The organism is Agarivorans sp. Z349TD_8, from assembly GCF_050870825.2.
Classification (GTDB): domain Bacteria; phylum Pseudomonadota; class Gammaproteobacteria; order Enterobacterales; family Celerinatantimonadaceae; genus Agarivorans.
This window is the reverse complement of sequence record NZ_CP194037.2, coordinates 3,967,746-3,994,245: the sequence shown is the minus strand read 5'-3', so window position 1 is coordinate 3,994,245 and position 26,500 is coordinate 3,967,746. Positions and strand designations below refer to the sequence as shown.

The 26,500-nt window shown below is 46.3% G+C and carries 20 protein-coding genes and 1 other RNA gene; 13 read left to right on the top strand and 8 right to left on the bottom strand.

Annotated features, from left to right (window positions below; genetic code table 11):
- Window positions 1-61 precede the first annotated feature (61 nt).
- Window positions 62-718 carry a cupin domain-containing protein gene (locus ACRRS1_RS17900; RefSeq protein ID WP_432456142.1) on the top strand — a complete coding sequence of 219 codons (657 nt, stop codon included), beginning with the start codon at window positions 62-64 and terminating at the stop codon, window positions 716-718.
- Window positions 719-776: 58 nt separating this feature from the next.
- On the opposite strand, the gene ACRRS1_RS17895 is transcribed toward ACRRS1_RS17900, so the two are convergent.
- The 5 genes from ACRRS1_RS17895 to zapA all read right to left on the bottom strand — a co-directional run bounded on the left by ACRRS1_RS17895 (window position 777) and on the right by zapA (window position 4,710).
- Window positions 777-1,517 (bottom strand): LytR/AlgR family response regulator transcription factor, encoded by a 741-nt coding sequence (locus tag ACRRS1_RS17895; protein WP_432460067.1) that lies wholly within the window; start codon window positions 1,515-1,517, stop codon window positions 777-779.
- A gap of 175 nt (window positions 1,518-1,692) precedes the next feature.
- On the bottom strand, window positions 1,693-2,718 hold the full coding sequence (locus tag ACRRS1_RS17890; protein ID WP_432451838.1) for a sensor histidine kinase: 1,026 nt from the start codon (window positions 2,716-2,718) through the stop codon (window positions 1,693-1,695).
- Complete coding sequence (locus ACRRS1_RS17885; RefSeq protein ID WP_432467233.1) at window positions 2,715-3,902, bottom strand: hypothetical protein; 1,188 nt, start codon at window positions 3,900-3,902, stop codon at window positions 2,715-2,717. The genes ACRRS1_RS17890 and ACRRS1_RS17885 overlap by 4 nt, the downstream gene beginning before the upstream one ends.
- 260 nt (window positions 3,903-4,162) lie before the next feature.
- Window positions 4,163-4,344, bottom strand: a non-coding RNA gene (gene ssrS / locus ACRRS1_RS17880) — 6S RNA.
- Between the two features lie 42 nt (window positions 4,345-4,386).
- On the bottom strand, window positions 4,387-4,710 hold the full coding sequence (gene zapA / locus ACRRS1_RS17875) for a cell division protein ZapA (protein ID WP_432451840.1): 324 nt from the start codon (window positions 4,708-4,710) through the stop codon (window positions 4,387-4,389).
- Window positions 4,711-4,976: 266 nt separating this feature from the next.
- Here zapA and ACRRS1_RS17870 point away from each other — a divergent pair, with 266 nt between their 5' ends.
- From ACRRS1_RS17870 to ACRRS1_RS17850, 5 genes are all read left to right on the top strand, one after another.
- The gene (locus tag ACRRS1_RS17870) at window positions 4,977-5,582 is read left to right on the top strand and encodes a hypothetical protein (RefSeq protein ID WP_432451841.1); all 606 of its coding nucleotides are present in this window, start codon (window positions 4,977-4,979) and stop codon (window positions 5,580-5,582) included.
- A gap of 89 nt (window positions 5,583-5,671) precedes the next feature.
- Window positions 5,672-6,238, top strand: a complete 567-nt coding sequence (locus ACRRS1_RS17865) for a UPF0149 family protein (RefSeq protein ID WP_432451842.1) — start codon at window positions 5,672-5,674, stop codon at window positions 6,236-6,238.
- Between the two features lie 25 nt (window positions 6,239-6,263).
- Window positions 6,264-7,559, top strand: a complete 1,296-nt coding sequence (gene pepP, locus ACRRS1_RS17860; protein ID WP_432467234.1) for a Xaa-Pro aminopeptidase — start codon at window positions 6,264-6,266, stop codon at window positions 7,557-7,559.
- Window positions 7,560-7,573: 14 nt separating this feature from the next.
- Complete coding sequence (gene ubiH / locus ACRRS1_RS17855) at window positions 7,574-8,767, top strand: 2-octaprenyl-6-methoxyphenyl hydroxylase (protein ID WP_432467235.1); 1,194 nt, start codon at window positions 7,574-7,576, stop codon at window positions 8,765-8,767.
- 77 nt (window positions 8,768-8,844) lie between these two features.
- Window positions 8,845-10,056: an FAD-dependent monooxygenase gene (locus tag ACRRS1_RS17850; protein WP_432463772.1), complete on the top strand. Its 1,212-nt coding sequence runs from the start codon at window positions 8,845-8,847 to the stop codon at window positions 10,054-10,056.
- Window positions 10,057-10,239: 183 nt separating this feature from the next.
- Here the strand turns inward: ACRRS1_RS17850 and tolC are convergent, their stop codons facing one another.
- From tolC to ACRRS1_RS17835, 3 genes are all read right to left on the bottom strand, one after another.
- The gene (tolC, locus tag ACRRS1_RS17845) at window positions 10,240-11,565 is read right to left on the bottom strand and encodes an outer membrane channel protein TolC (RefSeq protein ID WP_432451846.1); all 1,326 of its coding nucleotides are present in this window, start codon (window positions 11,563-11,565) and stop codon (window positions 10,240-10,242) included.
- A gap of 107 nt (window positions 11,566-11,672) precedes the next feature.
- Entirely contained in the window at window positions 11,673-14,750 is a 3,078-nt protein-coding gene (locus ACRRS1_RS17840; RefSeq protein ID WP_432467236.1) for an efflux RND transporter permease subunit, read from the bottom strand.
- Between the two features lie 2 nt (window positions 14,751-14,752).
- Window positions 14,753-15,880: an efflux RND transporter periplasmic adaptor subunit gene (locus tag ACRRS1_RS17835; RefSeq protein ID WP_432460059.1), complete on the bottom strand. Its 1,128-nt coding sequence runs from the start codon at window positions 15,878-15,880 to the stop codon at window positions 14,753-14,755.
- 178 nt (window positions 15,881-16,058) lie between these two features.
- Between ACRRS1_RS17835 and ACRRS1_RS17830 the strand changes: the two genes are divergently transcribed.
- The 7 genes from ACRRS1_RS17830 to ACRRS1_RS17800 all read left to right on the top strand — a co-directional run bounded on the left by ACRRS1_RS17830 (window position 16,059) and on the right by ACRRS1_RS17800 (window position 25,871).
- Complete coding sequence (locus tag ACRRS1_RS17830; protein ID WP_432460058.1) at window positions 16,059-16,952, top strand: LysR family transcriptional regulator; 894 nt, start codon at window positions 16,059-16,061, stop codon at window positions 16,950-16,952.
- 653 nt (window positions 16,953-17,605) lie between these two features.
- Entirely contained in the window at window positions 17,606-18,697 is a 1,092-nt protein-coding gene (gene gcvT / locus ACRRS1_RS17825) for a glycine cleavage system aminomethyltransferase GcvT (RefSeq protein ID WP_432451850.1), read from the top strand.
- A gap of 65 nt (window positions 18,698-18,762) precedes the next feature.
- Window positions 18,763-19,155 carry a glycine cleavage system protein GcvH gene (gene gcvH / locus ACRRS1_RS17820; RefSeq protein WP_432451851.1) on the top strand — a complete coding sequence of 131 codons (393 nt, stop codon included), beginning with the start codon at window positions 18,763-18,765 and terminating at the stop codon, window positions 19,153-19,155.
- 109 nt (window positions 19,156-19,264) lie between these two features.
- The gene (gcvP, locus tag ACRRS1_RS17815; protein WP_432467237.1) at window positions 19,265-22,150 is read left to right on the top strand and encodes an aminomethyl-transferring glycine dehydrogenase; all 2,886 of its coding nucleotides are present in this window, start codon (window positions 19,265-19,267) and stop codon (window positions 22,148-22,150) included.
- A gap of 253 nt (window positions 22,151-22,403) precedes the next feature.
- Window positions 22,404-23,557, top strand: a protein-coding gene (locus ACRRS1_RS17810; RefSeq protein WP_432467238.1) for an IS3 family transposase whose coding sequence is annotated in 2 segments (ribosomal slippage) — window positions 22,404-22,653 and window positions 22,653-23,557 — 1,155 coding nt in all. Because the reading frame shifts where the segments join, the coding sequence is not laid out codon by codon here.
- Between the two features lie 241 nt (window positions 23,558-23,798).
- A complete protein-coding gene (locus ACRRS1_RS17805; protein ID WP_432467239.1) occupies window positions 23,799-24,707 on the top strand; it encodes an HNH endonuclease in 909 nt (302 codons plus the stop codon).
- A 79-nt stretch (window positions 24,708-24,786) separates the two neighbouring features.
- Window positions 24,787-25,871 (top strand): IS3 family transposase gene (locus ACRRS1_RS17800; protein WP_432462919.1). Its coding sequence is split into 2 segments (ribosomal slippage): window positions 24,787-25,036 and window positions 25,036-25,871, totalling 1,086 coding nucleotides; the frame shifts between segments, so codons are not numbered across the junction.
- The last annotated feature ends 629 nt before the right edge of the window (window positions 25,872-26,500 follow it).

Here is a 26,500-nt window from a genome sequence, read left to right as displayed (position 1 = left end):
TTTTTGTTGAAATAGGCTGAGTCTAATGGGCAAGTTTTATGAGCAACTTACAGGATCGAGTATGTTGAATATGGACTTTAACCAAGCGGTGGCGATTAATACCCAGCAAATGGCCTGGCAAACTAGCCCATCGATAGGCGTATTGCGTAAACCTTTGGAGCGTGCGGCCAAAGAATCGGGTCATGTCACCAGTATTGTTCAATACCAAGCCAAGTCTCATTTTGCCGAACATCTGCATCCTTTAGGTGAAGAAATTTTGGTACTGGAAGGGGTTTTTTCTGATGAACAGGGAGACTACCCGGCAGGTACTTATTTGCGAAATCCTCCGGGGAGCAAGCATCGTCCTTTTAGTCAGTTGGGCTGTACTCTGTTTGTGAAGCTGAATCAATTTGCTCTGGCCGATACTAGTGAAGTGCGGATCAATAGTAATCTCGAGCCTTGGCTGTCTGGTTTCGGTGGCTTTGCTGTGCTGCCTTTACATCAGTTCGAACAACAGCAAGTCGCGCTAGTAAAATGCCCTGCAGGTAAGGTGATTAAGACTCACCATCACTTTGGCGGCGAAGAATTGCTGGTGGTTAGCGGGGAGTTGAAAGATGAACACGGTCGTTACCCACAACATACTTGGCTACGTAGCCCGCACTTGAGTCAACACCATCCTTTTGCCGAACAAGACACGGTTATTTTGGTGAAAAGAGGTCATCTAAGGCTGGATGCTTAGCAGGGCATCGTCACTTTGGGAAAGCTAAAGTGCGATAACAAACCCGATGTGAGCATCGCTACATGGCCTTAAACAGATGATGCGCACTACGGCTAACCGGATACTCATGACCATCGCTCAGGCATACGCTCAGCTTACCAAGTAAGTTTCTGCTCACCTGCTTAATGGCACTCACTCGCACTAAGCTTGCGCGATGAATTTGCCAGAACTGTTCTGGTTCAAGTTGTTTGATCAGTTCTTTGAGTGGGGTGCGGATAACATATTCTGCGTGTTGGCAGCGCACCGTGGTGTACTTATCTTCGGCAATAAAAGCCAAGATATTGTCAACAGCCACCAATTCCAAAGTTTCTCCTTTATTGACTCTGATCCACTGTAGATACTGCGGCTTTTGTTCGAGAGCGCTGACCAGAGCTGGTAAGTCAAACGTGTTTTTGCTGCGGGTTTGTGCTTTCAAGCGTTGGCAGGTGCGTAACAGTCGTTGCTCATCGATTGGTTTCAGTAAGTAATCAATGGCTTGTTGCTCGAAGGCTTGAATCGCATATTGGTCGAAGGCGGTGGTAAATACAATCTGCGGAGGATCCGCTTGTTGATTTAGCTGCTGTGCGACTTCTATTCCGTTCATTCCTGGCATCCGAATATCTAAGAATACGATGTCGGCACCTAATTGCTCGACCGCCGCCAATGCACTGGGACCATCCCCTGCTTTATCAACAATTTCAAGTTCTGGCCAGCACTCGGCAAGCATCTTATCCAAGTGGAAACGCAGTAGCGGTTCGTCATCAACAATTATGGCTCGCATAGAAACTCCAGTTCTAGGGTTAAGCACAAGTGGGAGCCAATGCCATCAGCGGCTAGGGCTGTGAACCAATGTGACTGAGTCGGGTACTCTCGCATATAACTTAGCTCTGGCCAGCACTCGGCGAGCACCTTGTCGTTATTCAGGTGGCAGCGCCGTCGCGGCTTGTTAGCAACAACTATGCCTCGCATGGAAATTCCAAAGTGGCCACAGTGCCTCCGCCTGTTTGAGCGCTTAAACTCAAGCGTGCTTGATTTTCGGGGTAAAGACTGACCAATCGTTGTCGAATGTTATTCAAGGCAAGTCCGTTGCCTTGTCGTTGCTTGTTATCGATACCAAGCCCGTTGTCACAAACTTGAATCTGCCAGCGTTGCTGCAACATGGCTATTTTCACTCGTACCTCACCACCTTCGGGTTTAGGCTCGATGCCATGAAATACCGCATTTTCAACTAGGGGTTGCAATAGCATTGGCGGTAGCTGAGCTTGGCTTAAGTCACCATCGGTGAGTTCAATGGCAAAGCTTAAGCGCTCGCCTAAACGGATCTGTTGAATGCTTAAATAAGCTCGGATGCCAGTCAGTTCGTCGGCGACGCTAATGCTTGCTTGGCGGCTTTTCTTCAAGGTGATCCTCAGTAATTCGGTCAAGGTATCGAGGAGTCGCTGAGCCTGCTCTGGATCGAGTGCAATCAGCGCCTTTAAGTTGGCTAAAGTATTAAATAAAAAGTGGGGTTCAATTTGGCTTTGCAAGAGTTTTAGTTGGCTTAAGGTGAGCGCTTGCTCAGCCCGAATTTTATCGAGTTCGGCTTGCTGAAGCGCCGAGAGCATGGCTAAGTTCTGTTCTCGGCTAAAAAAATAGTAGTACACGACACTGATAAAGACCAAAGAGATCAATATTATTTTTAGCATCAGTGGCCAATCAATGTTGCTGTAATAAGGATTAATCCAATACCAGACTTGCAGGCTTCCGATGCTTAGGGTGAGAGTGGCACTGAGGGTGAAGCTCCAAAGATGAGAGAGTTTTGGAAATCGAGCTCTCACAAACATACTGCTGAAGGTGCCAACGACACTATAGCTCATTGCAATCCGATAATGCATCGAGTAATGGCCACCCCAAATTGCATGAGTCATATAGGCGATCGGTAGTGAAAATAGCGCACAAATCAACAGCGAACGTAATAATGAATAAAAGGGTTGAGTCTTCAAAAGCGTGCCTCTAATTTTATCAAGCCGATGTAACGCTCAGGCAATAGTTGATACACCGCATCATTCTTGCCTCCAAGATAGCGCAGCTGAGCCCCTAGCGTCCAACCTTGACTGAATTCATAGTTGATTTTTGCAGTGCTGATTAGTCCGCCGTCGCTTGGCGAGAATAGTAGGTCGAGGGCGGGCTGCCAGTCTGTCAGATCGCGGTGCCAGTGCAGTAGCAAATTATGTTGAACTAGATTCTTTCCTTGAAATACCGCCGCTTGCGAAGGGCGTAGCGGATCAAATTGCGAGCCTAATACTTGCAAGTCACGGCTTAGCTGGGTCACGGCTCGCCATTGCCGAAGGCTGAGGGCTCGGTTATCAAACCAATACTCAATAATCAGATTATCACCCACTAAGTTTGCCCAAGTCATACCAAATAAGGTTTGCCAAGCATTTGCAAATTGCTGCTCAATAATCGGCGCTTGTCTATCCAAAGGGGGAAAATCAAGGCGGCTCATCATGTGGCTGTAATACTGTTGGTAGCGAGATTCGGCGTGCAGTTCCCAAGCATCTCCTAAGGTTGTGATCCAGCTGCCACCTAGGTTTAATCCGCGCTGATTATCCACATACGCTAGACCTTGCCATTCCTGATGACCCGTAAGTCGATAATTGCGGATCCCGATCCCGCGCTGGGCGAAAGCTGCACTATCATAGCTAAGATAGGCATCGGTATAAAATAAGGACAGTTCGTCAGCATCGCTAAATTGGCTAAGACTTACAACGGCAAGTCCTTGCTCAACTTGAATGGCGATAGGATTACGTTGGTAGGGCGAAAATATGTCTAAGGGACGAAAGCCGTAACCGACACCTAAGTTGAGCCTTTGCTTGCCAATCAGCAAATCTTTTCCCTTAACTTCGCCACTCCAAAATAGTTCGGCTACTCGTAATTGTGTTTGCTGGTTTTGCTTGAGGGCAACCAACTGAGCCTGCCACTGGTTAGTTTGAGGGAACCAACGCAGCGCCATATCGTTAAAGGTTTGATTCTGGCTAGCAAATAGGGGGCTGGTTGAGGCTTGACTATAACCACTCTCGGCTTCTAACTGCCAATGCTGTTGCCAGTTCATTTCTGCATGAGGAGCCCCGCTGAAGAATGCTAAGGTGCAGAGTTGTCGAGCCAGCTTTTTACTGAGTCGCATCATCGTGAATGGCCGCCAGTAAACTCATTTTTGAGTATGGTTTTAAGGAAGGGACTGAACAATGCGGCTTATCCTGCGTACAAGAAGTTGGTGCCAGTGAGCATAATCAGTCGAAATGGGAATCGATAGGGCTTGCGCTAAAGTGGGTTTAATGACGATAAAGTGTTGCAGGTGGTGACGAATGAATCAAAGCTCGCTCGGTTTGGGAGTGTTACAAGCCACAAGAAAACAAGCGAAGGTGACATCAAGTCACGCTTTAGAAATAAGAACCCGGGATGCCGCTGTTGATTTTAGCCCTTGAACCATGAGGTTCAAGGCGGGAAATAAATTTCATACCGTAGGCTTCTCAGTCGGGCTGAGCATGCTCAAAAGCAGAAAAAAATCACCCTTAAGATACAATTATCGGCTCAGGGACATCACCAACTGGCAAACACCCCAGGAAAACTAAACTCTTTTATCTAACTCTAGTCAAACTTCAGTTAGTGCGCTAACTGCTTTCGTCGACCTCGCCAGCGGGCAGGCTTTGTTCTAATAAAGCGCGCTCGATGGTATATTGTAAGTCCTTAATTCGCTGATTCATGTTATCGGCGTAATTTTGATTTTTAGCTTGCTCGTTATGTAACTCATAAGCGAGGTGCAAGCCGACCATAATCGCTAAGTGCTCGGTGCTGCTGACACGGCTCTTCTCTTTCAGCGTTTGTAAGCGTTGAGATAATTCGTCGGCGGCTTGGCGAAGTTTATCTTCTTCACCTTCCGGGCAAGCCACCCGATAGCTCTTACCTAACAATATTATGTCTACGCCCTGAGCCATGATTTGCCTTAGCTAAACTCTATTATTCGCTGAATATATAGCGCTGCGGCTTAACTTGCAACCGTTGTCGCCCCAGTAAGGGGCAAGCTGGAGTATTTACCAGCAATTTGCTCTAAAGCTAAACAAATCTAGATTGTTTGCGGCATAAAGCGTGGGCTTAGGCTTGAACATCGTGGTTTTATTGGCGACCATTGGCTTGATTATCGATCGGCTTGCGCTTTTGTGTCCGCATCGCTAAACATACTCGGCATAGGAAATTTGGTTTAATGACGCAAACAGGCATTGCAGCAAAGGAACGTCGTGGTTCCTATCGGGTTGTTTATCCAGTACGGCTAATCCAGTTATTCATCAAAATGGTGAATGCTAAAGCGGCCCGCGGAAATTTTATTGATGGCGTAGTTTCGGCTGAAAAATTGGCTCATATTGGTCAATTGATGCCAATGGTGCAGCTGGCTAAGCATGTTTTTCCAGTGTTAGATGTATCGGAAGGCGGCTTTCGTACCCAGTGGCGCACTACGGCTGAACCCTTGCCAATCTCAAGGCAAGTATTGCTTGGTCGGCTTATTTTCCATCAAGACTTTAGTCAGATTGTCGATTATTTGCCAAAGGAGCTTCAACAACAGTTTGCCGAGTTTAGCCTGTTGTATGGCCCCCAAGGCTATGAACACTCATTTCAGGCGCGTATCTCCCGAAAGATTGAAAATCAGCGAGATCCTTACCCGCAGTTGTGTTTGCAATTTAGCAAAACGAGCTACCTGCCTGCTCGCTTCGTTCGTCAGCAAGAAACGATGCTGATCAAATTATTTCGTGAGCAATATATCGAGCGGGTGAGAGTCCGTCGTCAACAACTCAAACGGACCTTACAAAAATAGTGATTTTACCTGTGATGTGAGTCAATAACATGACGACGAGGCTTGTCCAATGTTAGGATGAGCGGATCCAATACTTATAGGTATTCCACGTGACTAGAATAGTTTATCCAGACTACGAAGACTTAGCTGAGTTGCTACTGTCTTCAAAAATATTGATTAGCCCTGCAGAAGCGCACGGCATCTTAAGCGGCATGTTAGCCGCTGGTTTACCGACCGATGGCGACTGGTTAAGTCAAATGAATATGCTGATCAACGATGGTCAGGGTTTACCCGTTGATCTGAAAAAACAACTTACTCAGGTGATGGAGGCCACTTACGCAGGCATGAGCGATAGCTTATTGGGTTTCCAGTTATTGTTACCCGATGAGGAAGCCTTGGTGGAAGATCGAACCGAAGCTTTGGCACAATGGGTACAAAGCTTTTTAGTCGGCTTTGGCGTGGTGCAAAGCGAACTCAATAAGTTAGCCGCAGATATTCAAGAGTTGGTTAAAGATTTTACCGAAATCAGCCAGTTGTCATCGGATTTAGAAGATGATGAAGAAGAAAATGAGCAAGCCTTATTCCAGGTTGTGGAATATGTGCGGATTGGTGCGATTACTATTTTTGCGCATTTAACGGCGAGTGCTTCTGACCAACAAAGTCCAACTTTGCATTAATCATTTCCCAAGCCAAGGAGTTGCTGTGTTTATACAACGTCGTCAGCAGTTATTTGCTGCCATGTCCGATAATAGTGTCGCGATTTTTGTTGCTGCAGAAGAGCAAGTACGCAGTCGTGATACCGAATATCCCTTTCGTCAAGATAGTGATTTTTTCTATTTTCTTGGTTTTAACGAACCCAAAGCTCTATTGCTGTTGATTAAGCAAGCGGGCGGAACCCGCACCGTGTTATTTAATCGACGCAAAGATAAGCTTGCAGAAGTATGGCAGGGACGTCGTTTGGGTCAAGAGCAGGCCTTGCTGACATTGGCTGTAGATAAAGCCTTTGCCATTGAAGATCTCACCGAGTACCTGCATCTTGAGCTGGATGGTTTAAGTAAGGTTTATATGGCTCAGGGGCGTTATCCCGCTTACGACCAGCAGATATTTGCGGCCATCGAGCGCTTACGCCTTGGTTTACGCCAAGGTTGGCAGGCGCCAAAGCAAATTGAAGATTGGCGTCCCATAGTGGATGAGATGCGCTTGTTTAAGTCGTCAGAAGAACTGGTATTGATGCGCAAGGCGGGAACGATATCGGCCGAAGGCCATTGCCGCGCGATGCGAAGCTGCCAACCGGGGATGTGGGAATACCAATTGGAAGCTGAAATTCATCATCAGTTTTTAATGGCCGGAGCACGCTCACCAGCTTACGGCACGATAGTTGGTAGCGGCGAGAATGCCTGTATTTTGCACTACACCGAGAACGAAAGTCAGCTGCAAGCTGGCGACCTAGTGTTGATTGATGCCGGGGCCGAATATCAAGGTTATGCGGGCGACATTACTCGAACTTTTCCGGTGAATGGTCAGTTTAGTCGTGAGCAAGCTAAGTTATACAATATTGTTTTAGCCGCAGAGCTGGCTGCCATCGAGATGCTCAAGCCTGGGGTTTCGTTGTTTGAAGCGAATCAGCAAGTATTGCAGATCATGGTTGCTGGCATGGTAGAACTTGGGATCATGCAGGGTGACGTCACCGATTTAATTGAACAAGAAGCTTATAAAGAATATTACATGCATGGTGTGGGCCACTGGCTGGGCTTAGATGTACACGATGTGGGAGATTATCACGATAGCAAGCGTAGTCGTCCATTGGCTGAGAATATGGTCTTCACCATTGAGCCCGGCCTTTATATTCCGCTTGATGCAGAGGTTCCTGAAGCCTATCGAGGCATGGGGATCCGTATCGAAGATAATGTGGTCATTACCGCCACGGGTTGCGAAGTATTAACGGCTGCTGCGCCGAAAACGGTGGCTGAGATTGAAGCCTTGATGGCCGCGAGTTAGGAGCGATTCAATAGATGGATAAGCCTCTGCAAGCGTTTGATATTGTGATTGTTGGTGCGGGCATGGCTGGGGCTAGTCTGGCTTTAGCCTTGTCGCAGTCTCAGCAAGATAAACCGCTGAAAATAGCGTTAATCGAAGCGGCGCCGCTGAATTTTGGGCAGCATCCTGGCTTTGATGGTCGTGCGATAGCCTTATCGGCTGGCTCTGAGCAATGGTTACGAGAGCAAGATTTATGGGCAGCTTTGGCGCCCTATGCCTGCGCCATTGAGCATATTCACGTCTCGGATCGTGGCCATTGCGGCTGGACCAAGTTGGACGCCGATGAATATCACTTGTCAGCCCTAGGCCAAGTGATCGAACTGGAGCATGCCGGACGTGAGTTTCATCGTTTATTAGCCGAGCGTTCGGTTCGTCTATTTTGCCCGAGTAAACTGGTGAAATTGGAGCAACAGCAGCAACAAGTGCGGATTACTCTGGACGATCAGCAAAGCCTTACTGCTCGTTTACTGATTGGTGCCGATGGCGCTGATTCGCAGGTGGCCTTGCAAGGAGGCTTACAACAACAGCAACATGACTTTGCCAAGTATGCTGTGATTGCCAACGTTGAGGCCGAGCAAGCGCCTGCTGGTCGAGCTTTTGAGCGTTTCACCATTGACGGTCCCTTGGCTTTGCTACCGATGAATGGCCATCGTTGGTCGGTGGTGTGGAGTGTTAGTGCTGCAGAGGCGCAACGCTTACAAAATTTAGCCGAAGCCGATTTTTTAGCCGCGCTACAGCGAGCTTTTGGCTATCGAGCCGGACGTTTTATCGGCCTAGGAAAGCGTTATGCCTACCCTTTAGTACTGCGTTATTATCCTCGTCTATTTAACCATCGTTTATTATTGTTGGGCAATGCGGCGCATAGCTTGCACCCAATTGCAGGGCAGGGCTTTAATCTGGGCCTACGTGATGTCGCTTGCTTAGCGACATTGATTGAACAACACTGGCAGCAGGGCAAAGACATAGGTGGGCATGCGTTATTAGATGCTTATCAACAATCACGACAAGCCGATATAGAGCGTACCATTTTGATGACTTCGTCGTTGGCGAGTCTGTTTGCTGGTGATGATAAAAGCATGGTGATCCCGCGTAATCTGGGTTTGATGGCAATGCGCTTATTACCGGATCTTAAAGCAGTATTAGCCAAGCAAAGTCTAGGTTTGTTTTAGGCTAGTCAGCATGGGCATTTCGCTGGTGGATTCGCACTGGCCAAACAGCAACTTAATTTGATTCTAGGAAGGGCAATATGCAAGCGGTAGATATAGCGATTATTGGGGGTGGTATGGTGGGTTTGGCTTTGGCGCGAGCCTTGGCCGACAGTCCACTCCGGATCGCCATTGTGGAGCCTTCCCCTGCGCAGTCCCCCGATTTAGCTAACTATAGTTTACGAGTCAGTGCGCTCAGTTTATCCTCACAACGCTTGCTTGAATCACTCGGTGCTTGGGATGAAATTGTGGCTCAGCGCTTGGCACCTTATCACGATATGCAAGTGTGGGAACGTGACAGTTTTGCTAAGATCCGTTTTCAAGCCAAACAAGTGATGCTGCCTCAAATCGGCCATATCGTTGAAAATGAGGTGATTCGTTATGCTTTATGGCAGCAAGTGTGTAGCCAAAGTAATGTTGCGATCATCGAATCTTCAGTTGAAAAGTTGCATCGAGGCGAAACTGAGTCTTGGCTTAGTTTTGACAACGACCAAAGTTTAAGTTGTAAGTTGCTGGTGGCTGCCGATGGTGCAAATTCCTGGTTACGTCAACAACTCGATATTCCACTCACCTATTGGGATTATCAACACACTGCGATTGTTGCGACGATTAAAACCGAAATGCCCCATCAAAATTGTGCGCGGCAAATCTTTAGTCAGGAAGGGCCTTTAGCCTTTTTACCTTTGGCAGAAGCTGATCATTGTTCCATCGTTTGGTCGGTATCGCCGGATCGAGCTGCCGAGCTACAAGCCCTACCAGAGCTCGAATTTAATCGACAATTGAGCATCGCTTTCGACGCTCGTTTGGGGTTGTGTGAACGGGTTGGCGAGATAGCGGCCTTTCCATTGCGAATGCGTTATGCGCGAGACTTTGCGGGCCAAGGTTTCGCTTTAATTGGCGATGCGGCCCATACCATTCATCCTTTAGCGGGTCAGGGGGTGAATTTAGGCTTGATGGATGCAGCCGCTTTGGCGGAGGATATATTGGCCTTGCAGGCGACAGGCAAATCGCTATCGGATTATGCTAATTTACGTCACTTTGAACGCTGGCGGAAGAGCGAAGCCACGCAAATGATTGCCTCGATGGAGTTTTTTAAGCGACTATTTGGTAATAACCTTGCGCCGCTTAAGTTAGTGCGTGGACTAGGGATGAATTTGTTGGATAAGGCTGAGCCCTTAAAGCAACAAGCGATGCGCCGCGCCTTAGGTCTGGAAGGTGATTTACCTCGTCGTGCAAAAGTGAGGTCTTATTGATGATTGTTACCCAATGAGAGGCACGCCCTGAAACAGCGTTTCACGCAAAAAAAATCCAGTAGGGAAGGCTACTGGATGGTGAAGTTACATCACAACTTCAAGGAGGATCTTTCCTAGTTTTCACCAAGGAAAGCGCTCTGTTATATCGATGCCAGCAGTCGCTGCAAAAACTGGCATCGATAGTTACAGACTTTTCATTAACCCTGCATTAATCAGGGCTAAGTCATCTTGGCTTAAGTTGCCAGCGGTTTGTTTTAGTTCCAACATGTTTAGGATGTAATCGTAACGGGCGTTGGCCAGTTGATTCATTGCTGAATACAGATTGCGGGTTGCATCTTGTACATCAACAATGGTGCGAGAGCCCACTTCAAACCCCGCTTCGGTGGCATCTAAGGCACTTTTTGAAGACACAACTGTTTGCTGATAGGCTGTTACAGAACCGATACTAGAAGTGACATTATTGACCAGTGAATGGATCGAACTTTGTACCGAGCGGTAGCTCTGCTCTAGGGCTTCCGATGATTCAATATAACTGAGTTGAGCCTGCTTCACTTGAGAGTTAATACTGCCTCCGGAATATAGTGGCCAGCTAAATTCTAAACCGATATTACCGCTATTTGTGTCTCCCCCGTTGAGGGTGTTGTAGCTATCGTTACCATATTGATTCTTTTCATAGCCGATCCCCGCGGTCAAATTTAAGCTAGGTTGATGGCCGGTTTGGGCGAGTTTGATCTGCTGTTTAGCGATCTGTTGCGCGATGCGTTGGGCATTCAGCGTTAAGTTATGCTCACCCGCCGTGGAGAGCCAATAATCGACGTTGTGGCTCAATTCCCGAGGCTCAAAACGTTCGGTATTGAGTATCTTTAATTGACGGGCCTGAACGCCGGTCAATTCGCGCAGTGCCTCGTAGCTATTGGATAAGTCGTTATTCGCTTGAATTTCTTCCGCAAGGGTCCGGTCGTACTCAGCTTGTGCTTCATGCACGTCGGTAATCGCGGTTAAGCCAACCTTAAAGCGTTGCTTGGTTTGCTCTAGTTGTCGCCCTACCGCGGTTTTGGTGGCAGCCACAAAGTTGAGATTGTCCATGGCACGTAACACCGCAAAGTAAGCCTTACTTACTCGAATGATTAAGTTTTGTTGTTCGCTTTGGTAGCTGACATCGGCCTGCGAAGCATTTTTTTCAGCAATACTTAAATTGGTCCAATTACTCTGTGAATAGAGTGATTGGCTCAAAGAAACCGAGGCTGAACTATTGCTGATGCTATCGATAGCTTGATTGTCGGTATCGGTATAAGTCGCCCCCGCGCTAAACCCAATTTGAGGTAATAGTGAGGCCTTGCTTTCGCTGATTTGTTCAAAAGCAATGTCACGCTGTGCTTTACTCTGCAAAATCACCGGATCTTTCTCTTGAGCAAGTTGGTAAATTTGTAGTAAATCATCGGCTGATACTTGAAAGGCACTTATGCCGAGCAAGCTACCTAAGAGTAAGGATTTTATTTTAAAACTCATTTCATGGTTCCTTAAGTCGCGGCTTATTCGAGTAATACCGCCACCCTGCTAGAGGTTGTTGCTTCGATTTGGCCTCAGAAGGCTGAGGCCAAATGACTGCGAATGAATTAACTGGTTTTTGGTACTTTGATGCGATATATCAGGGTATAAATCACAGGGAGTACCACCAGTGTTAATACCGTGGCAAAACCTAAACCAAACACAATGGTGACCGCCATCGATTGAAAGAAGGGATCTGACAGTAAGGGAATCATCCCTAGCATGGTGGTTAATGCTGCCATTCCCACTGGCCTAACCCGACTTACTGACGAGTGATAAACAGCCTCATAGGGGCTTTGGCCTTCTTCGAGTTCCAGATTAATTTGGTCGACTAAAACAATACTGTTTTTGATGATCATCCCACTTAAACTGAGCATCCCCAAAATCGCCATGAAGCTGAGAGGAGCGTCTAGAGCCAATAGACCAAAGGCCACACCAATCACTGCTAGCGGTACGGTTAACCAAATAATTAAGGGTTGCTTAATCGAGTTAAATAGCAGCACCGTAAGTAAGAACATCGCCAAGTAACCCATTGGGATGGAACCTGCGATCCCTTGCTGGGCTTCAGAAGAGGTTTCAAATTCGCCTCCCCATTCTAATTTATAGCCGTCTGGCAAGGGGATAGCTTCCACTTTATCGCGTACTTTTCGTAACAATGAATCAGCGGTTTGACCACTACCAATGGCGGGGTCGGCTAATATCGTGATCAAGCGTTTTCGGTCGCGACGCATGATAATCGGATCTTCCCATTCGCTGTCGAAGCTAGAGACCAACTGGGTAATCGGCACAAAACTTTGGTATTTAGAACTCCAAACTTGTAGCTCGTTTAAACTATTGGCATTTTTTCGCTCGGCTGCAGGAGCGCGCGCCACAATTGGCAGCAGGTGTGAGCCATCGCGATAGGTTCCAATGTTTTGACTATCGAAGTTACGCAGCAAGGCCGCATCTAGGTCTTGTTTACTAATTCCGATTTCACGTGAGCGAGCCAAATCCATTTGCGGGCGAACTAACAACTGCTGGTTGCGCCAAGTATTTCGAATATTATCGGCTGAGGGCTCATTTTGAAAAATGATCACCGCCTGCTCCGCTAATTGACGCAGTACCACGGGATCATCACCATAGAAGCGAGCTTCTATTTTAGCTGCTGGAGAAGGACCATTTTCGATTAATTTAACCCGGTATTTGGCTTCCGGGTAGTCTTCTCTTAATTTGTGTTGCAGCCAAGGCAAGTAGGCCGAAAGACTCTGTAAATCTTGCATCTCGACGATCAATTGCGCGTAGGCGGCGTAGCCTTTCTCTGGTTGATAAGTTAAGGCATAACGCTGTGCACCTTGACCGATCACCGAGGTGATATTCACAATGCCTCGCTGGTCGCTCGTTTTGGCTTTGTCTTTGCTTAGGTCCTGCTCGATGCCGCTTACAAATTTTTCGGTGCCAAGAATATCGGTGCCTTCAGGCATCCAGATATCTACCATAAAAATGGGAGTGGTAGAGGCAGGAAAAAAGACATTCTTCACTTTACTCATACCTACAACGGCTGCTCCTAACATTGCGAGAACCAGAAGTATGCTAATGATTCGATTGTGCATAGCAGCATTAAGAATGCGACGATAAACGTTAAAAATTAAGCCGCTATAAGGTTCTTGCTCGGCGCTGTCTTGATCGCCATCCTTAAACAACAGATAACAAAAGAAGGGGGTAATGGTGATAGCCATCACCCAACTGATCGATAAAGAAATCAGCAATACCTGGAACAATGAGGCACAGAATTCGCCAGTGGCATCGGAGGAGAGTCCGATTGGCGCAAAAGCCATAATTGCGATAACGGTAGCACCGAGCAATGGCCATTGGGTTTGCTTAACAATCGCAGCGGCAGCTTCGGTACGGCTTAAGCCTTTTTTAATACCTATAATGACCCCTTCGGTCACCACAATGGCATTATCAACTAACATCCCTAAGGCAATAATCAGAGCCCCTAAGGAAATATTTTGTAACTGAATGTGCATTACATTCATCACAATGAACGTGCCAAGGATGGTAATGACCAGCACCGCACCCATCAAAATACCCGATCTTAGGCCCATAAAGACGAGTAATACGATGATCACAATGCCAACCGATTGCGCAAGGTTAACGATAAATCCGCTAACGGCCTTATCGACAATTTTACCTTGATCATAAATCACATTAATCTTCATTCCGATCGGCATTTCAGATTTAAGGGATTCTAGTTTGGCGTTCATTGACTTTGAGATGTCGACCACGTTTACTCCTGAGGAGTAAGAGATCCCCATGGATAAAGCCTTCTCGCCATTATCATGATAAAGCTGACTCGGAGTCTCGGTGGTGGCGCGATAAATATTTGCGATGTCGCCTAAATAGATCAGGTTGTCACTGCTTGGTGGGCTCACCAAAATGTTTTTCATTTCAGAGATATCGGCCAATTCACCGGTGGGGTGGATCCGGACTCGGTTATTGTCAATCAGCATTTCACCGGCGTTAGACACTACATTTTGGGTCTGCAATAAACCGTAGATATAGTCGGGTTCGAGGCCCAATGCACTCAGTTTTTGCTGGCTAATTTCGACCACAACTTGCTCTTGTGGGACACCGACTACCGATACCTTTTTCACCCCGGGAGAGAGAACCAATTCGCGGCGTAACAGGTTGCTGTAGTTATCGAGGTCTCGATAGCTGTATCCTTCACCAGTTATATTTAGCAAATAACCATACACATCGGAAAAGTCGTCAATAATTAATGGCGAACCGACTCCGGGAGGCATCTTGCCTTGCGTATCACTAATTTTTCGGCGTAATTCATCCCAGACTTGCGGTAAGCTATTCTTGTCATAATGATCATTCATCTCGACTTCAATTTGCGACAGCCCTGCGCTGTTAATTGAAGACACATGTTTGATCTGAGACATCTGCTGTAGTGCATCCTCTAGTGGCAGCGTGACTTCTTCTTCCACTTGTTCGGCACTGGCACCGGGATAATTGGTGATCACTAATGCCGTTTTGATGGTAAATTCGGGTTGCTCGAGTTGACCTAAACCAGTGAACGAGATCACCCCTCCGACCAACATCAACACGACCACCATCCAGCTGATCACTTTATGGTTAATACTATAGAGTGCTGCATTCATGGTTAAACTCCTCTAACCCAATGCAGTGGTTTGATTAACTCTTTACCTGTGAGCGCGTTGACTCCGCTGGCAACCACTCGGTCACCTTGATTGAGACCAGATAAGATCTCAATGCCATCGGCGCGAATTTTCCCGAGTAACACTGGAGTCAGTTTAAGTGATTGTGCATCGGGCTGGTAAACCCAAACCGAAGCGCTTAATGGTTGGCCTTCAGCGGCTTGAGTAATTGTATCGCTATCGCGAACCAGCGCCGTGAGCGGTAAAATAGCAATTGGGTTGCTTTCAGCAGAAGCCGCAGGCATGTTAATCGCGACCGAAGTACTCATGCCGGGTATCAGACGCATTTGCTCTGGCGCCTTAAGGGTAAAGGTCGTTTCATAGGTTTGAGTCCCTTGCGAGGCAAGGCTACTGTGTTCTTTATAGTGGACCGGAATGGCTTGTCCACCAAGTAAGTTGTCGAACTGCGCATAGGCTTGAATTTGCTCCAGCGCCGCATGGTTTTGTAAACTGAGTAACATGGATTCTGGAAGCTGAATTTTTAGCTCGAAAGTATCGGTGTTTTGCAGTGTCACAATCGCTTGATTTGGCTGAACCATTTGATAGTTGTCGGTATGTACCTTGGCAACTACACCAGAAAATGGCGCATATATCGTGGTATAGGCCAGCTGGTCGCGGCTACTACGTAAGTTAGCGTCGGCCGATTTTAAACTGGCACTCGCACTGTCAACGTCGGCGGGCGAAATCAGTTTGCGGGTTAACAAAGCTTTCTTTCGTTTAAAGTCGGCTTGAGCCAGTTCAAAATTTGCTTCAGCATTGAGCAGCGCGTTACTTGCATCACGTTTGTCTAATTGCGAGAGCACTTCGCCTTGCTGAACCTTTTGCCCTTCAATTAAATTAAGCTGAGTTAACTCGCCGCTAATTCGAAACGCCAACTCAGCCTGTTGGCTCGCATAGACTTTGCCTGGAAAACTGCGTTGCTTTGGCGGGATCGATTGGTCAATATCGATTAATTTAACCGGGCGCGGTTTCACTATGGCTTTGGTTTCTGCTTGGGCTGAAAAGTCGCATCCGGAAATCAAAGTGGATATAAATACCGCCATGACAATCTGATAAGGAGTGTGATTGAACATATTTTTCCTTGAGATCTGTTTTATATAATAAAAGCCGAGTATAGAGAGTTTATCTTTTACAAAAAACATGACTATTTGTAACTTTGTGTTCTGAAATGTGAAACTTAAGTGTTAGGCTCATCTAGAGCTACAGGGCTTCTAGCTGCAATTGTTATTAGACGCGAGAGAAAATACCGCCATGAAAACAGAAGACATTAAGTTATTTCACTTTATTGTGGATTCGGGAAATTTAACCAAAGCCTCAGAGTTGCTTGATTTACCGAAATCTAATCTTAGCCGTCGACTAAAAAATCTTGAAACTGAATTAAAGGTGAAACTATTTCATCGCCATCAGCGCTCGATTGCGTTATCTGAGAATGGACGGCAGTTTTATCAGCGGACCAAGCCGATCATTATTGAGCTTGAATCAACGATTGAAGACATGGTGCACGAGTCCTATGAATTGAGTGGTCATTTGCGTTTGCAGTTACTACCGCTACCCGGTATCAGTGTATTTGAAAATATTATTTTTGAATTCATGGAGCTTCATCCTAAGGTGCATCTGGAGATTATCACTAGCGCCGATGAGCGAAATTTAATTGAGCATAATATCGATGTTGCACTGCGCATTGGTGATCGTTTGGAAGATTCGAGTTTAATGGCGCGTGCGTTGCAAACCATCTCCATGGGTTATTACGCCAGCCCTGAATACTTAACAAAGTACGGTCATCCGCGCAGTGAAGAAGAATTGAAGCAGCACCAATTTATTATCCAGCGGATGCCAAATGGTAAATTGGCAAAACAATTTCCTTTATCTAAGGGAAAGTTTTTTGAAGCGAAGGGGCGACTGATTGTGAATGATATCGCCTTGGTGACTCATGCTTGTATTAAACACCAAGGCGTGGTGTGTCAACCGAATCATCTGGTAAAGCCTGAGGTAGAGGAGGGGCTCTTAGTTCATTTGTTACCCGAGACCAATTCGATTGTTAGCACTGGTTGGCTGGTATACCCAAACCGTAGCAGTTTGTCTCGGGCAGCCAGAGCTTTAATTGATTTTCTCTATCATGAGATTAATAAGCTATCCATCGAATAACTGGTTTTTGTTTTGTGAAATACGGTCTTGTTTGTGTAGGACCATTTGATGCGAAGCCTTGGAAAGTTTACCGCGACCTGTTGTGAAAAAATTCAGCTTGAAAGAGTCGACTCAACGAGCTGGCTGTTTGCTATCGGCTTTTAGTGTAACTGCTCGCTTCTTTGGTTGAATCGCAGTCTCCTGCGCAGCGCCATGTTGAGCTCATTTGCGCTCGGTTTCATCTTGCCGTTTTACGGCTTAGTCTTAGCAAACTCATTTATTTTAAGCTTTACTTGTCAATCAGGCGCTACGCTGCTGGTTTTTTGAACGTTAATTGTTGAAATATTTTTATTCAATTTTTTAAAGTGGATTAGTTTATCTAATCAATGGCGGGGTGGGGTGAAAAATAAATATGGTGGAGAAAATTGATTTTCTCAGTTTAAATTGGCGTTAAGTTCGATGCTTACCCAGAAATACTAGCTATTAATACTGTTTTTTGGCGTTTTGACAGGTTTGTTGTCAGCGTCTTGTTGTGCTTATGTAAGTGAATTGTTCAAGTTATCTATTAGCTCTATTTGGGATTGTCATTTTACAGTCGCATCGTTGTCGCTATAATCGTTCTGCATTGGCAGAAGGGTTTTTCCTTCTCTACCTTATGATAAAGAGAATAGCAGATGACACAGCAAACGGTTCTTCACCAAGCGCATCTCGATGCAGGTGCAAAATTAGTTGATTTTCATGGCTGGGAAATGCCTATCAACTACGGCTCGCAAATTGAAGAGCATCATGCGGTGCGCCAAACCGCAGGCATGTTTGATGTATCACACATGACTATTGTTGATATTCAGGGTCAACAAGCACAAGCCTTTCTACGTAAACTGTTGGCCAATGACGTGGCTAAGCTCACCGTGAAAGGCAAGGCCTTATATGGTGGAATGCTGAACCATGAAGGGGGGGTTATTGACGACCTCATTACCTATTATTTCAGTGAAACCGACTACCGTTTAGTGGTGAATTCAGCCACTCGTGAAAAAGATCTGGCTTGGATCAATCAACAAGCGGCCGACTATCAGGTGAGTATTATTGAGCGGCCAGAGCTGGCGATGATTGCAGTGCAAGGCCCGCAAGCCAAGCAACTCACCGCGGCGGTATTGGATAACGAGCAAAACCTTGCCGTAGAAGGTATGAAGCCTTTCTTTGGGGTGCAAGCCGGTGATTTATTTATTGCCACCACTGGTTATACCGGTGAGCAAGGCTACGAAATTGTGGTACCACAAGATAAAGCGGTTTCTCTTTGGAAGGCGCTGCAAGCACAAGGCGTGAAACCTTGTGGTTTGGGCGCGCGCGATACCTTGCGTCTAGAAGCGGGCATGAATCTATATGGCCAGGATATGGACGAGAGTATTTCGCCGTTAGCCGCGAATATGGCTTGGACCATTGCTTGGCAACCAGAAGACCGGGATTTTATTGGTCGCGCAGCATTAGAAGCGCAACGAATCGAAGGCAGCGATAAGCTGGTTGGTTTGTTAATGGAAAGCAAAGGCGTAATGCGCGCCGGGCAACAAGTGACGGTGGTTAACGAATTTGGCGAAGCGCTCCCTGGGGTGATCACTAGCGGTACATTTTCGCCGACTTTAGGCGTCAGTATTGCGTTAGCACGGATCGCCAATTGTGAGGTTGATGAAGCCTTAGTGGAAATGCGCAAAAAACAGGTTAAAGTGAAAGTAGTAAAACCTGTATTTGTACGTAATGGCGCCAAAGTTTAGCTTCGCTGAGCACTGATTTTTACTTTGAATTAACCCTTAAATTAGCAACCTAGAGGAAAAGAATTATGGCTACTATCCCAGCCGATTTACGCTACGCAAGCACCCATGAGTGGGTTCGTGATGAAGGTGAGGGTGTTTACACTATTGGTATTAGTGAGCATGCTCAAGAACTTTTGGGTGATATGGTCTTTGTTGATTTGCCCGACGTGGGTGACGATATTGATGCGGGCGACGATTGTGCGGTTGCCGAGTCGGTGAAAGCGGCTTCTGATATTTACGCGCCAATCAGTGGTGAAGTTGTGGCAATTAACGAAGATTTAGAAGACTCGCCAGAATTGGTGAACAGTGATGCTTACGGCGACGGTTGGATGTTTAAAGTGAAATGCAGCGACTCCAGCGAGCTTGACGAATTAATGTCGGCCGAAGACTACGCCTTGACCATCGAAGAAGATGAATAAAATCAGGTAAATGATGCGCTCCGCTAGTCGGGGCGCTTTTTTTATCTAAAAGAATTTAAATACCACTAAACGCAAACGCACTTTATTTCAGTTATACAGGAATACTTCAATGAACCCGTCTTTGCCGTTAAATGAATTAGAGCAAAACCAAGACTTCATTCGCCGCCACATAGGCCCCGACCAAGCCGAAGTGGCCACCATGTTGCAGCAACTAGGGCTAAATTCGGTTGAACAACTGATCGAGCAGACGGTGCCGGCGCAGATTCGCCTTAGCCAAGGTCTAAACATTGGAGAGAGCCAAACTGAACAGCAGGCTTTAAGTGCCCTGCGTGACTTAGCCAAGCAAAATAAGCTGTATCGTAGCTACATCGGGATGGGCTATCACAATACCCATGTGCCGCATGTGATTTTGCGTAATGTATTTGAAAATCCTGGTTGGTATACCGCTTATACGCCTTATCAGCCCGAGATTGCGCAAGGCCGTTTAGAAGCGTTACTCAATTTTCAGCAGTTAAGCCTCGACCTCACTGGGATGGAGTTAGCCAGTGCTTCATTACTCGACGAAGCCACTGCTGCTGCCGAAGCGATGGCGTTAGCGAAGCGGGTGTCTAAAAACAAAAAATCTAATTTGTTCTTCATTGCCGATGATGTGCATCCGCAAACCATCGACGTAGTTCAAGAGCGTGCCGACTTCTTCGGTTTCGATATTGAAGTTGGTCCCGCCGAAAGTGTCGTGGAACACAATATATTTGGTGCGCTGCTGCAATATCCAGGCACCAGTGGTCGAGTGCGTGACTTAAGCGAGCTGATCGGGCAAGTTCACGCTGATAAGGGCATTGTTGCAGTGGCCGCAGATATAATGGCCTTGGTGATGCTTAAATCACCTGGCGCGATGGGGGCTGACGTGGTGCTGGGTTGTGCTCAACGCTTTGGCGTACCCATGGGTTACGGTGGCCCGCATGCGGCATTTTTTGCCACCCGTGATGCCTATAAACGCTCGCTGCCCGGACGAATTATCGGGGTTTCTAAAGATCGCCGAGGCAAGCCTGCGCTGCGCATGGCGCTACAAACCCGAGAGCAACACATTCGCCGTGAAAAAGCCAACTCAAACATTTGTACCGCGCAGGTCTTACTCGCCAATATGGCTTCATTCTACGCGGTATTCCATGGCCCAGATGGCTTGCGCACCATCGCCCAGCGGATCCATCGTTTAACGGCTATTTTAGCTCACGGCCTCGAGGCTAAAGGTCTCAGCCCTGAGCATGCTCAGTATTTTGATACGCTGTGTATTCCGGTGGCAGATAAACAGTTAATTAAAGCCCGCAGTGAAGCCTTGGGCATTAACTTGCGCATGGATCTGGAGGGCCGAGTTGCTTTAAGCCTTGATGAAACCACGACCGCTGCCGATGTGAATGACCTATTTAGCGTATTGTTGGGCGAAGGCCACGGCTTGGATGCGGCGCGTTTAGATGTGGTTGTGAAGGGTGAGACTTGCATTCCACAAACCTTGTTACGCGATACGCCGATTTTAGAACACGAAGTTTTTAATCGTTACCGCAGTGAAACCGATGTATTGCGCTATATTCGCAAGTTAGAGAGTAAAGATTTGGCGCTTAATCACTCGATGATTTCGCTGGGTTCATGCACGATGAAACTCAACGCAACTGCCGAGATGATCCCAGTGACTTGGCCAGAATTTTCCAGCATGCACCCTTTCTGCCCAAGTGAACAGGCGCAGGGCTACCATGCCATGATTAGCCAACTAGAAGATTGGTTAGTTAACATCACTGGTTACGATTCAATTTGTATGCAGCCAAACTCGGGCGCGCAAGGTGAATATGCAGGTTTGTTAGCGATTCAAAAATATCACGCTAGTCGTGGTGATCATCATCGTAATATTTGTTTAATCCCCAGTTCGGCCCATGGGACCAATCCAGCCTCGGCCCATATGGCGGGCTTAAAAGTGGTGGTTGTTGCCTGTGATAAACTGGGTAACGTAGATATGGGTGACCTGCGGAGTAAAGCCAGCGAGCTAGCCGAGCAGTTATCTTGCATCATGATCACCTACCCAAGTACCCATGGCGTTTATGAAGAATCGATTAAAGAAATTTGTGACATTATTCATGACAACGGTGGTCAGGTATATATGGATGGCGCCAATATGAACGCCCAAGTTGGGTTAACTTCACCAGGCTCGATTGGCTCAGATGTAAGCCACCTTAATCTACATAAAACCTTTGCCATTCCGCATGGTGGTGGCGGTCCCGGTATGGGCCCGATCGGGGTAAAAGCGCATTTAGCACCGTTCGTGGCAGGCCACAGGGTTGTGAGTAATGGTAAAGTTAGTCATGCCAATGCCGCCGTTGCGGCCGCTCCTTACGGTAGCGCGTCTATTTTGCCGATTAGCTGGATGTACGTGGCCATGTTGGGCAACCAAGGCTTACGTCAATCCTCAGAGATTGCCATCTTAAACGCGAACTATCTTGCCAGCCGTTTAAGTCAAGCCTTCCCTATCTTATATAGCGGTAAAAATGGCTGGGTTGCGCACGAATGTATTATTGATATGCGGCCCCTTAAAGAAGCGACTGGTATCACCGAAATGGACGTGGCCAAACGCCTCAACGACTACGGCTTCCACGCACCTACCATGAGTTTCCCAGTTGCGGGTACGCTGATGGTTGAGCCAACTGAATCAGAATCGCTGGCCGAAATTGACCGTTTTGTTGACGCAATGTTAGCCATTCGCGGTGAAATAGCCAAGGTAGAAACCGGTGAGTGGACGTTGCAAGACAACCCGCTGGTATTTGCACCACATACCTTGGATGACATTACCGATGCCGAATGGCCACACAGCTACAGCCGCGAGCTGGCGGTATTCCCTAGCGCGGCAGTGAAGCAAAACAAGTTCTGGCCAACGGTCAATCGTATCGACGATGTATATGGCGACCGGAATTTGTTCTGTGCCTGCTTGCCGATGGAAGCGTACCAGGAGTAGATGATCACTTGTGAGGATCATTAATTAAGTTGGTTAACGATTTAATGAAGATGGTTATCTTAATGAAGTTGGTTAACTTCTGAGTCTAAGTCAAAAAGCGAACCGAATGGTTCGCTTTTTTTGAGGCGAATATCTGCTGGTGCTTAGCTTACATTCCATACAGTATGTTATTAATTTTCTGTATCTGGTAAGGCCTGAAAACACCCGACACTTTTTATGGTAAAAATGTAACTTCACTATAAAAGGTAAAACCATGGCCAAAGGCACACGCTATTCAGCAGAGTTCAAACAAGAAGCTGTTAATCAAATTACTGTTCACGGCTATCCCGTTGCAGATGTCGCTGAGCGCTTAGGCATAAGTACTAAAGCCTTGTATAACTGGATGCGTATCTATGCAAAACCGCCTAAACAGCGTGTTCAAGAGCAAGACCTTCAGGCTGAAGTCGCTAGGCTTAAGCGAGAGCTTAAACGCACACAGCAAGAGAGGGACATTTTAAAGGAAGCCGCCGTGTTCTTTGCAAGCGAGTCAAAGAACGCTACCCGTTCATAAAATCTCGTAGCAATCATTATCCCGTTCGGCTGCTGTGTCGGGCTTTGCAAGTGCACCCTAGTGGTTATTATGACTGGCTTAAGCAGCCACTAAGCCAACGAGAAAGTGCAGATAGAAAACTGCTAGGCCAGATAAAACAGTTCTGGATTGAGAGCGGTGGGCATTACGGTTATCGCAATATCCATAAGGATTTACTTGAAGCACGCATTACCTGTGGCCGAGACCGAGTGCTGCGATTAATGCGTCAAGCAGGGTTAAAAGCACAGCGTGGCTATCTGTCACCGAAGGGCTGTTATGGCGGTAAACCAGACATTATTGCAGCTAATACGCTTAATCGTGAATTTGCTGTAGAGGAGCCTAATCAATGGTGGGTCAGCGATATTACTTATATCCATACTCAGGAAGGCTTCCTGTTTCTTGCTGTAGTGATGGACCTCTATGCTCGCAACATCGTTGGGTGGTCTATGGGCGAACGTATGACAGAAGACTTGGTGCTTGATGCCTTAACTGCTGCGTATTGGCGGCGAAAGCCGAACAATACGGTGAACCTACATACTGATCAGGGCTCTCAATACTCCAGCCGTAACTTTAGAAAGCTACTGACTGAATTGGATATAAAGCCCAGTATGAGCCGTAGGGGAAATTGTTGGGATAACGCAGTGGCAGAAAGCTTCTTTAGCAACTTAAAGAAAGAAAAAGTACGCAAAACTAAGTACAAAACGAGGGATGAGGCTAGACAAGCTATGTTCCACTACATCGAAATGTTCTACAATCCGAAACGTCGACATACTAACAATGACCGTATGTCTCCTGCGGACTTCGAGCAACAGTATTTTGAGAGCCTAGAAAGTGTCTAGGATTCTCAGGCCTTACCACTATCACCACAACAGCTCTATGAAGGTTCTGTCCAAAAGAAGGTTAGGGCGGTTAACATATTTCTGCCCCAAAACAAGTTATGAACCAAAGTATGAACATAGATTTTCAGTTAACTTTGGCGTACAAAAAGTAATGATAGTCAAAAGTTAAGAACTGACGCCGCTATTAATATCTAATCAACTTTTATGTTTATACGAAGAAAACTAATTAGTAAGGTAGATAATGTCACGCAAAAAATTTATGGAATCTTACGGCGCAACTAATCGCAATGCTCGGTATGGTTGGGCCTTTGTGAATCACGAAGAAAAGGAAGTATATTTTGGCGCGTGGGATGTCAATACGGACGGAGACAGAGCGTTGATTTTATCAATGGGCTGGGAGTTCAATAACGAAGGGCGTAGGGTTAATGCCTTTGGCGAAGCTCTTGAGTATATAAAACTAGTGGAAAATGAAGGATATTCATTAAGAACATTCCCAATAATATGGGATGAAGATAACGACGGTTATACAGATACAGGCAGCGCTAAGATAAAAGAGTATGTAGAAGAAGTATCTGACATGTCTCTCGAGATTATTGGTGGTGACTACTATGCGGTTGGTAGCCATAAAGCAAAGTATTCAAAAATGCCTTTACCCAACGTAGCACAAGACGTCGATGATATATTCGGAACTACTATTGATAAGACTGAGCGCGAAAGCTTAGTACTCTCTCGTGTTGGGCAAGGGCAATTTAGACAAAACGTCATCAACTCATGGGGTAATGGTGAGAGTTGTGCGTTAACTCTTACAAGTGTACGCGAGATGTTAATTGCATCTCATATAGTGCCTTGGTCTAAATGCGAAAGTGATGAGCAGAGGCTTGATGGTGCAAATGGTATCTTACTCTGTGCTCATATTGATAAACTCTTTGACGCGCACTTGCTAACCTTCACTAAAAAGGGCTCAAAGTACATATCTCAGTTATCACCCAAGCTTGATACTTCATTGTTAAAAGGTTTGGGTATTCAAAGCGGTGAGGAACTTTGTTCTGAAGGGCTAAGCAAAGAGCATTGTGATCGATTTGAAAAGTATTTAGAAGCACATAACAACGAGTTCAACTTCAAGATCTTCAAGATCTTACAGACTAACTAAACTAACACGGTAATCCCCCCGAAAATTAATCCCATGCAAAAGTAGAATTTTCTCGTATAGTAAATACAGGAGATTCAACATGAAAAAGTCACGTTACACGGACAGTCAGATCTTATCTATTCTCAAGCAGGCTGAGGCTGGTACACCTGTTCCTGAGCTCTGTCGTGAGCATGGAATGAGCAACGCAACCTTTTACAAGTGGCGTTCGAAATACGGTGGTATGGACGCATCCCTTATGGCGCGGATGAAAGAACTCGAAGATGAAAATCGACGGCTTAAAAAGATGTATGCGGAAGAACGCCTTAAAGCAGAGGTGATCTCAGAGGCGATGGCAAAAAAGTGGTGAAGCCCTGTGAGCGTCGATTGATGGCTCAGCGTTCGGTGGCGAACTATCACATCAGCATTAAAAGTGCATGCTATTGGTTTGGGATCAGCGAGACCTGCTATCGCTATAAATCGAAGCTTCAACCTGAGAATGAGTTGATAGCTCAAGAGTTAGTAACGCTGTGCAACAGTGAAGACTGCTCTGACTGGGGCTTTGGCCTGTGTTTTCACCATTTGCGGAACGTTAAAGGGTATACATGGAACCATAAGCGGGTTTATCGGATCTACTGCGAATTGGCTCTAAACTTACGTATTAGGCCAAAACGACGCCTGAATCGCCATACGCCAGAGCCTCTTAAAGAGCCGATTAAAACAAACCAAGTTTGGTCCGTGGACTTTATGCATGATCAGCTATCTGATGGCCGGAAGTACCGTTTATTCAATGTGATAGATGATTACAAACGTGAAGGTCTGGCGTCAGAACCTGATTTTTCAATGCCCACAGTACGAGTCACTCGGATCTTAGAGCAGCTCATCGAACAACGAACCAAACCTGTTGCGATCCGCTGCGACAATGGTCCTGAGTTCATTAGCCATGCGTTTATTAAATGGGCCAACAACCACGACATTCGAATCGATTATATTCAGCCAGGGAACCCACAACAAAACGCGTATATAGAAAGGTTCAACCGTACTATGAGGTTTGGCTTAGTGAGTAAGTATTTGTTTGACACACTTGAAGAGGTTCAAGATCGGGCGACCCAATGGTTATGGTTCTACAATCATCAACGACCACACCTTGCAAATGGAGGGTTCCCACCACTAAAAACGGCAGCATGAATTCTACGAATAAATGCGGTTAATAATGGGAGGATTACCGCATGACATCGCGTAACCAGAAATGGTCGAGGCAGTGTCCGGTAATGACGTTCTGTTTGAGTATATAACTCACGAAGCGCCCTTGATGGCGCTTTTGTTATTTCTGGGGAGGAAAGTTCGCTGTCGATTGTAAAGAAGCAGTCATTTAATCTAGCTGACAGCGAAGTTTAACAGTGAAAAGAGTTCACCATGAACCGACTATACTTAACTGACTCTGAAATTAATTTGGAAAGACAAAGGTAAATGAAACGGGTGTTAACGTGGCACGCATAACTAGTTTTGTGTTGTTAATAACGCAGAAAGCGTTTAACAATAGAAGAATTTAGTAACTGTTGCAGCTCTTCAATCTATCCCAAGTGACCGTCAATTCAAGAGAATCCGTCTCGGACTATGCTAGTCATAGCGGCATACCAGCCCTTATAAAATAAGTCGCAACTATTGCTGAGTATATAGAGAATTATATAGCTCTTATTACGCATTATCAACCATGCACTTTGGAACAATTAAACGACTCTCATTAATTCGTTTGTTTACTAGTTACAGAACCAAGTCAGATATACCGCTAGTCACCAGTGGACTTCCCTTACCTT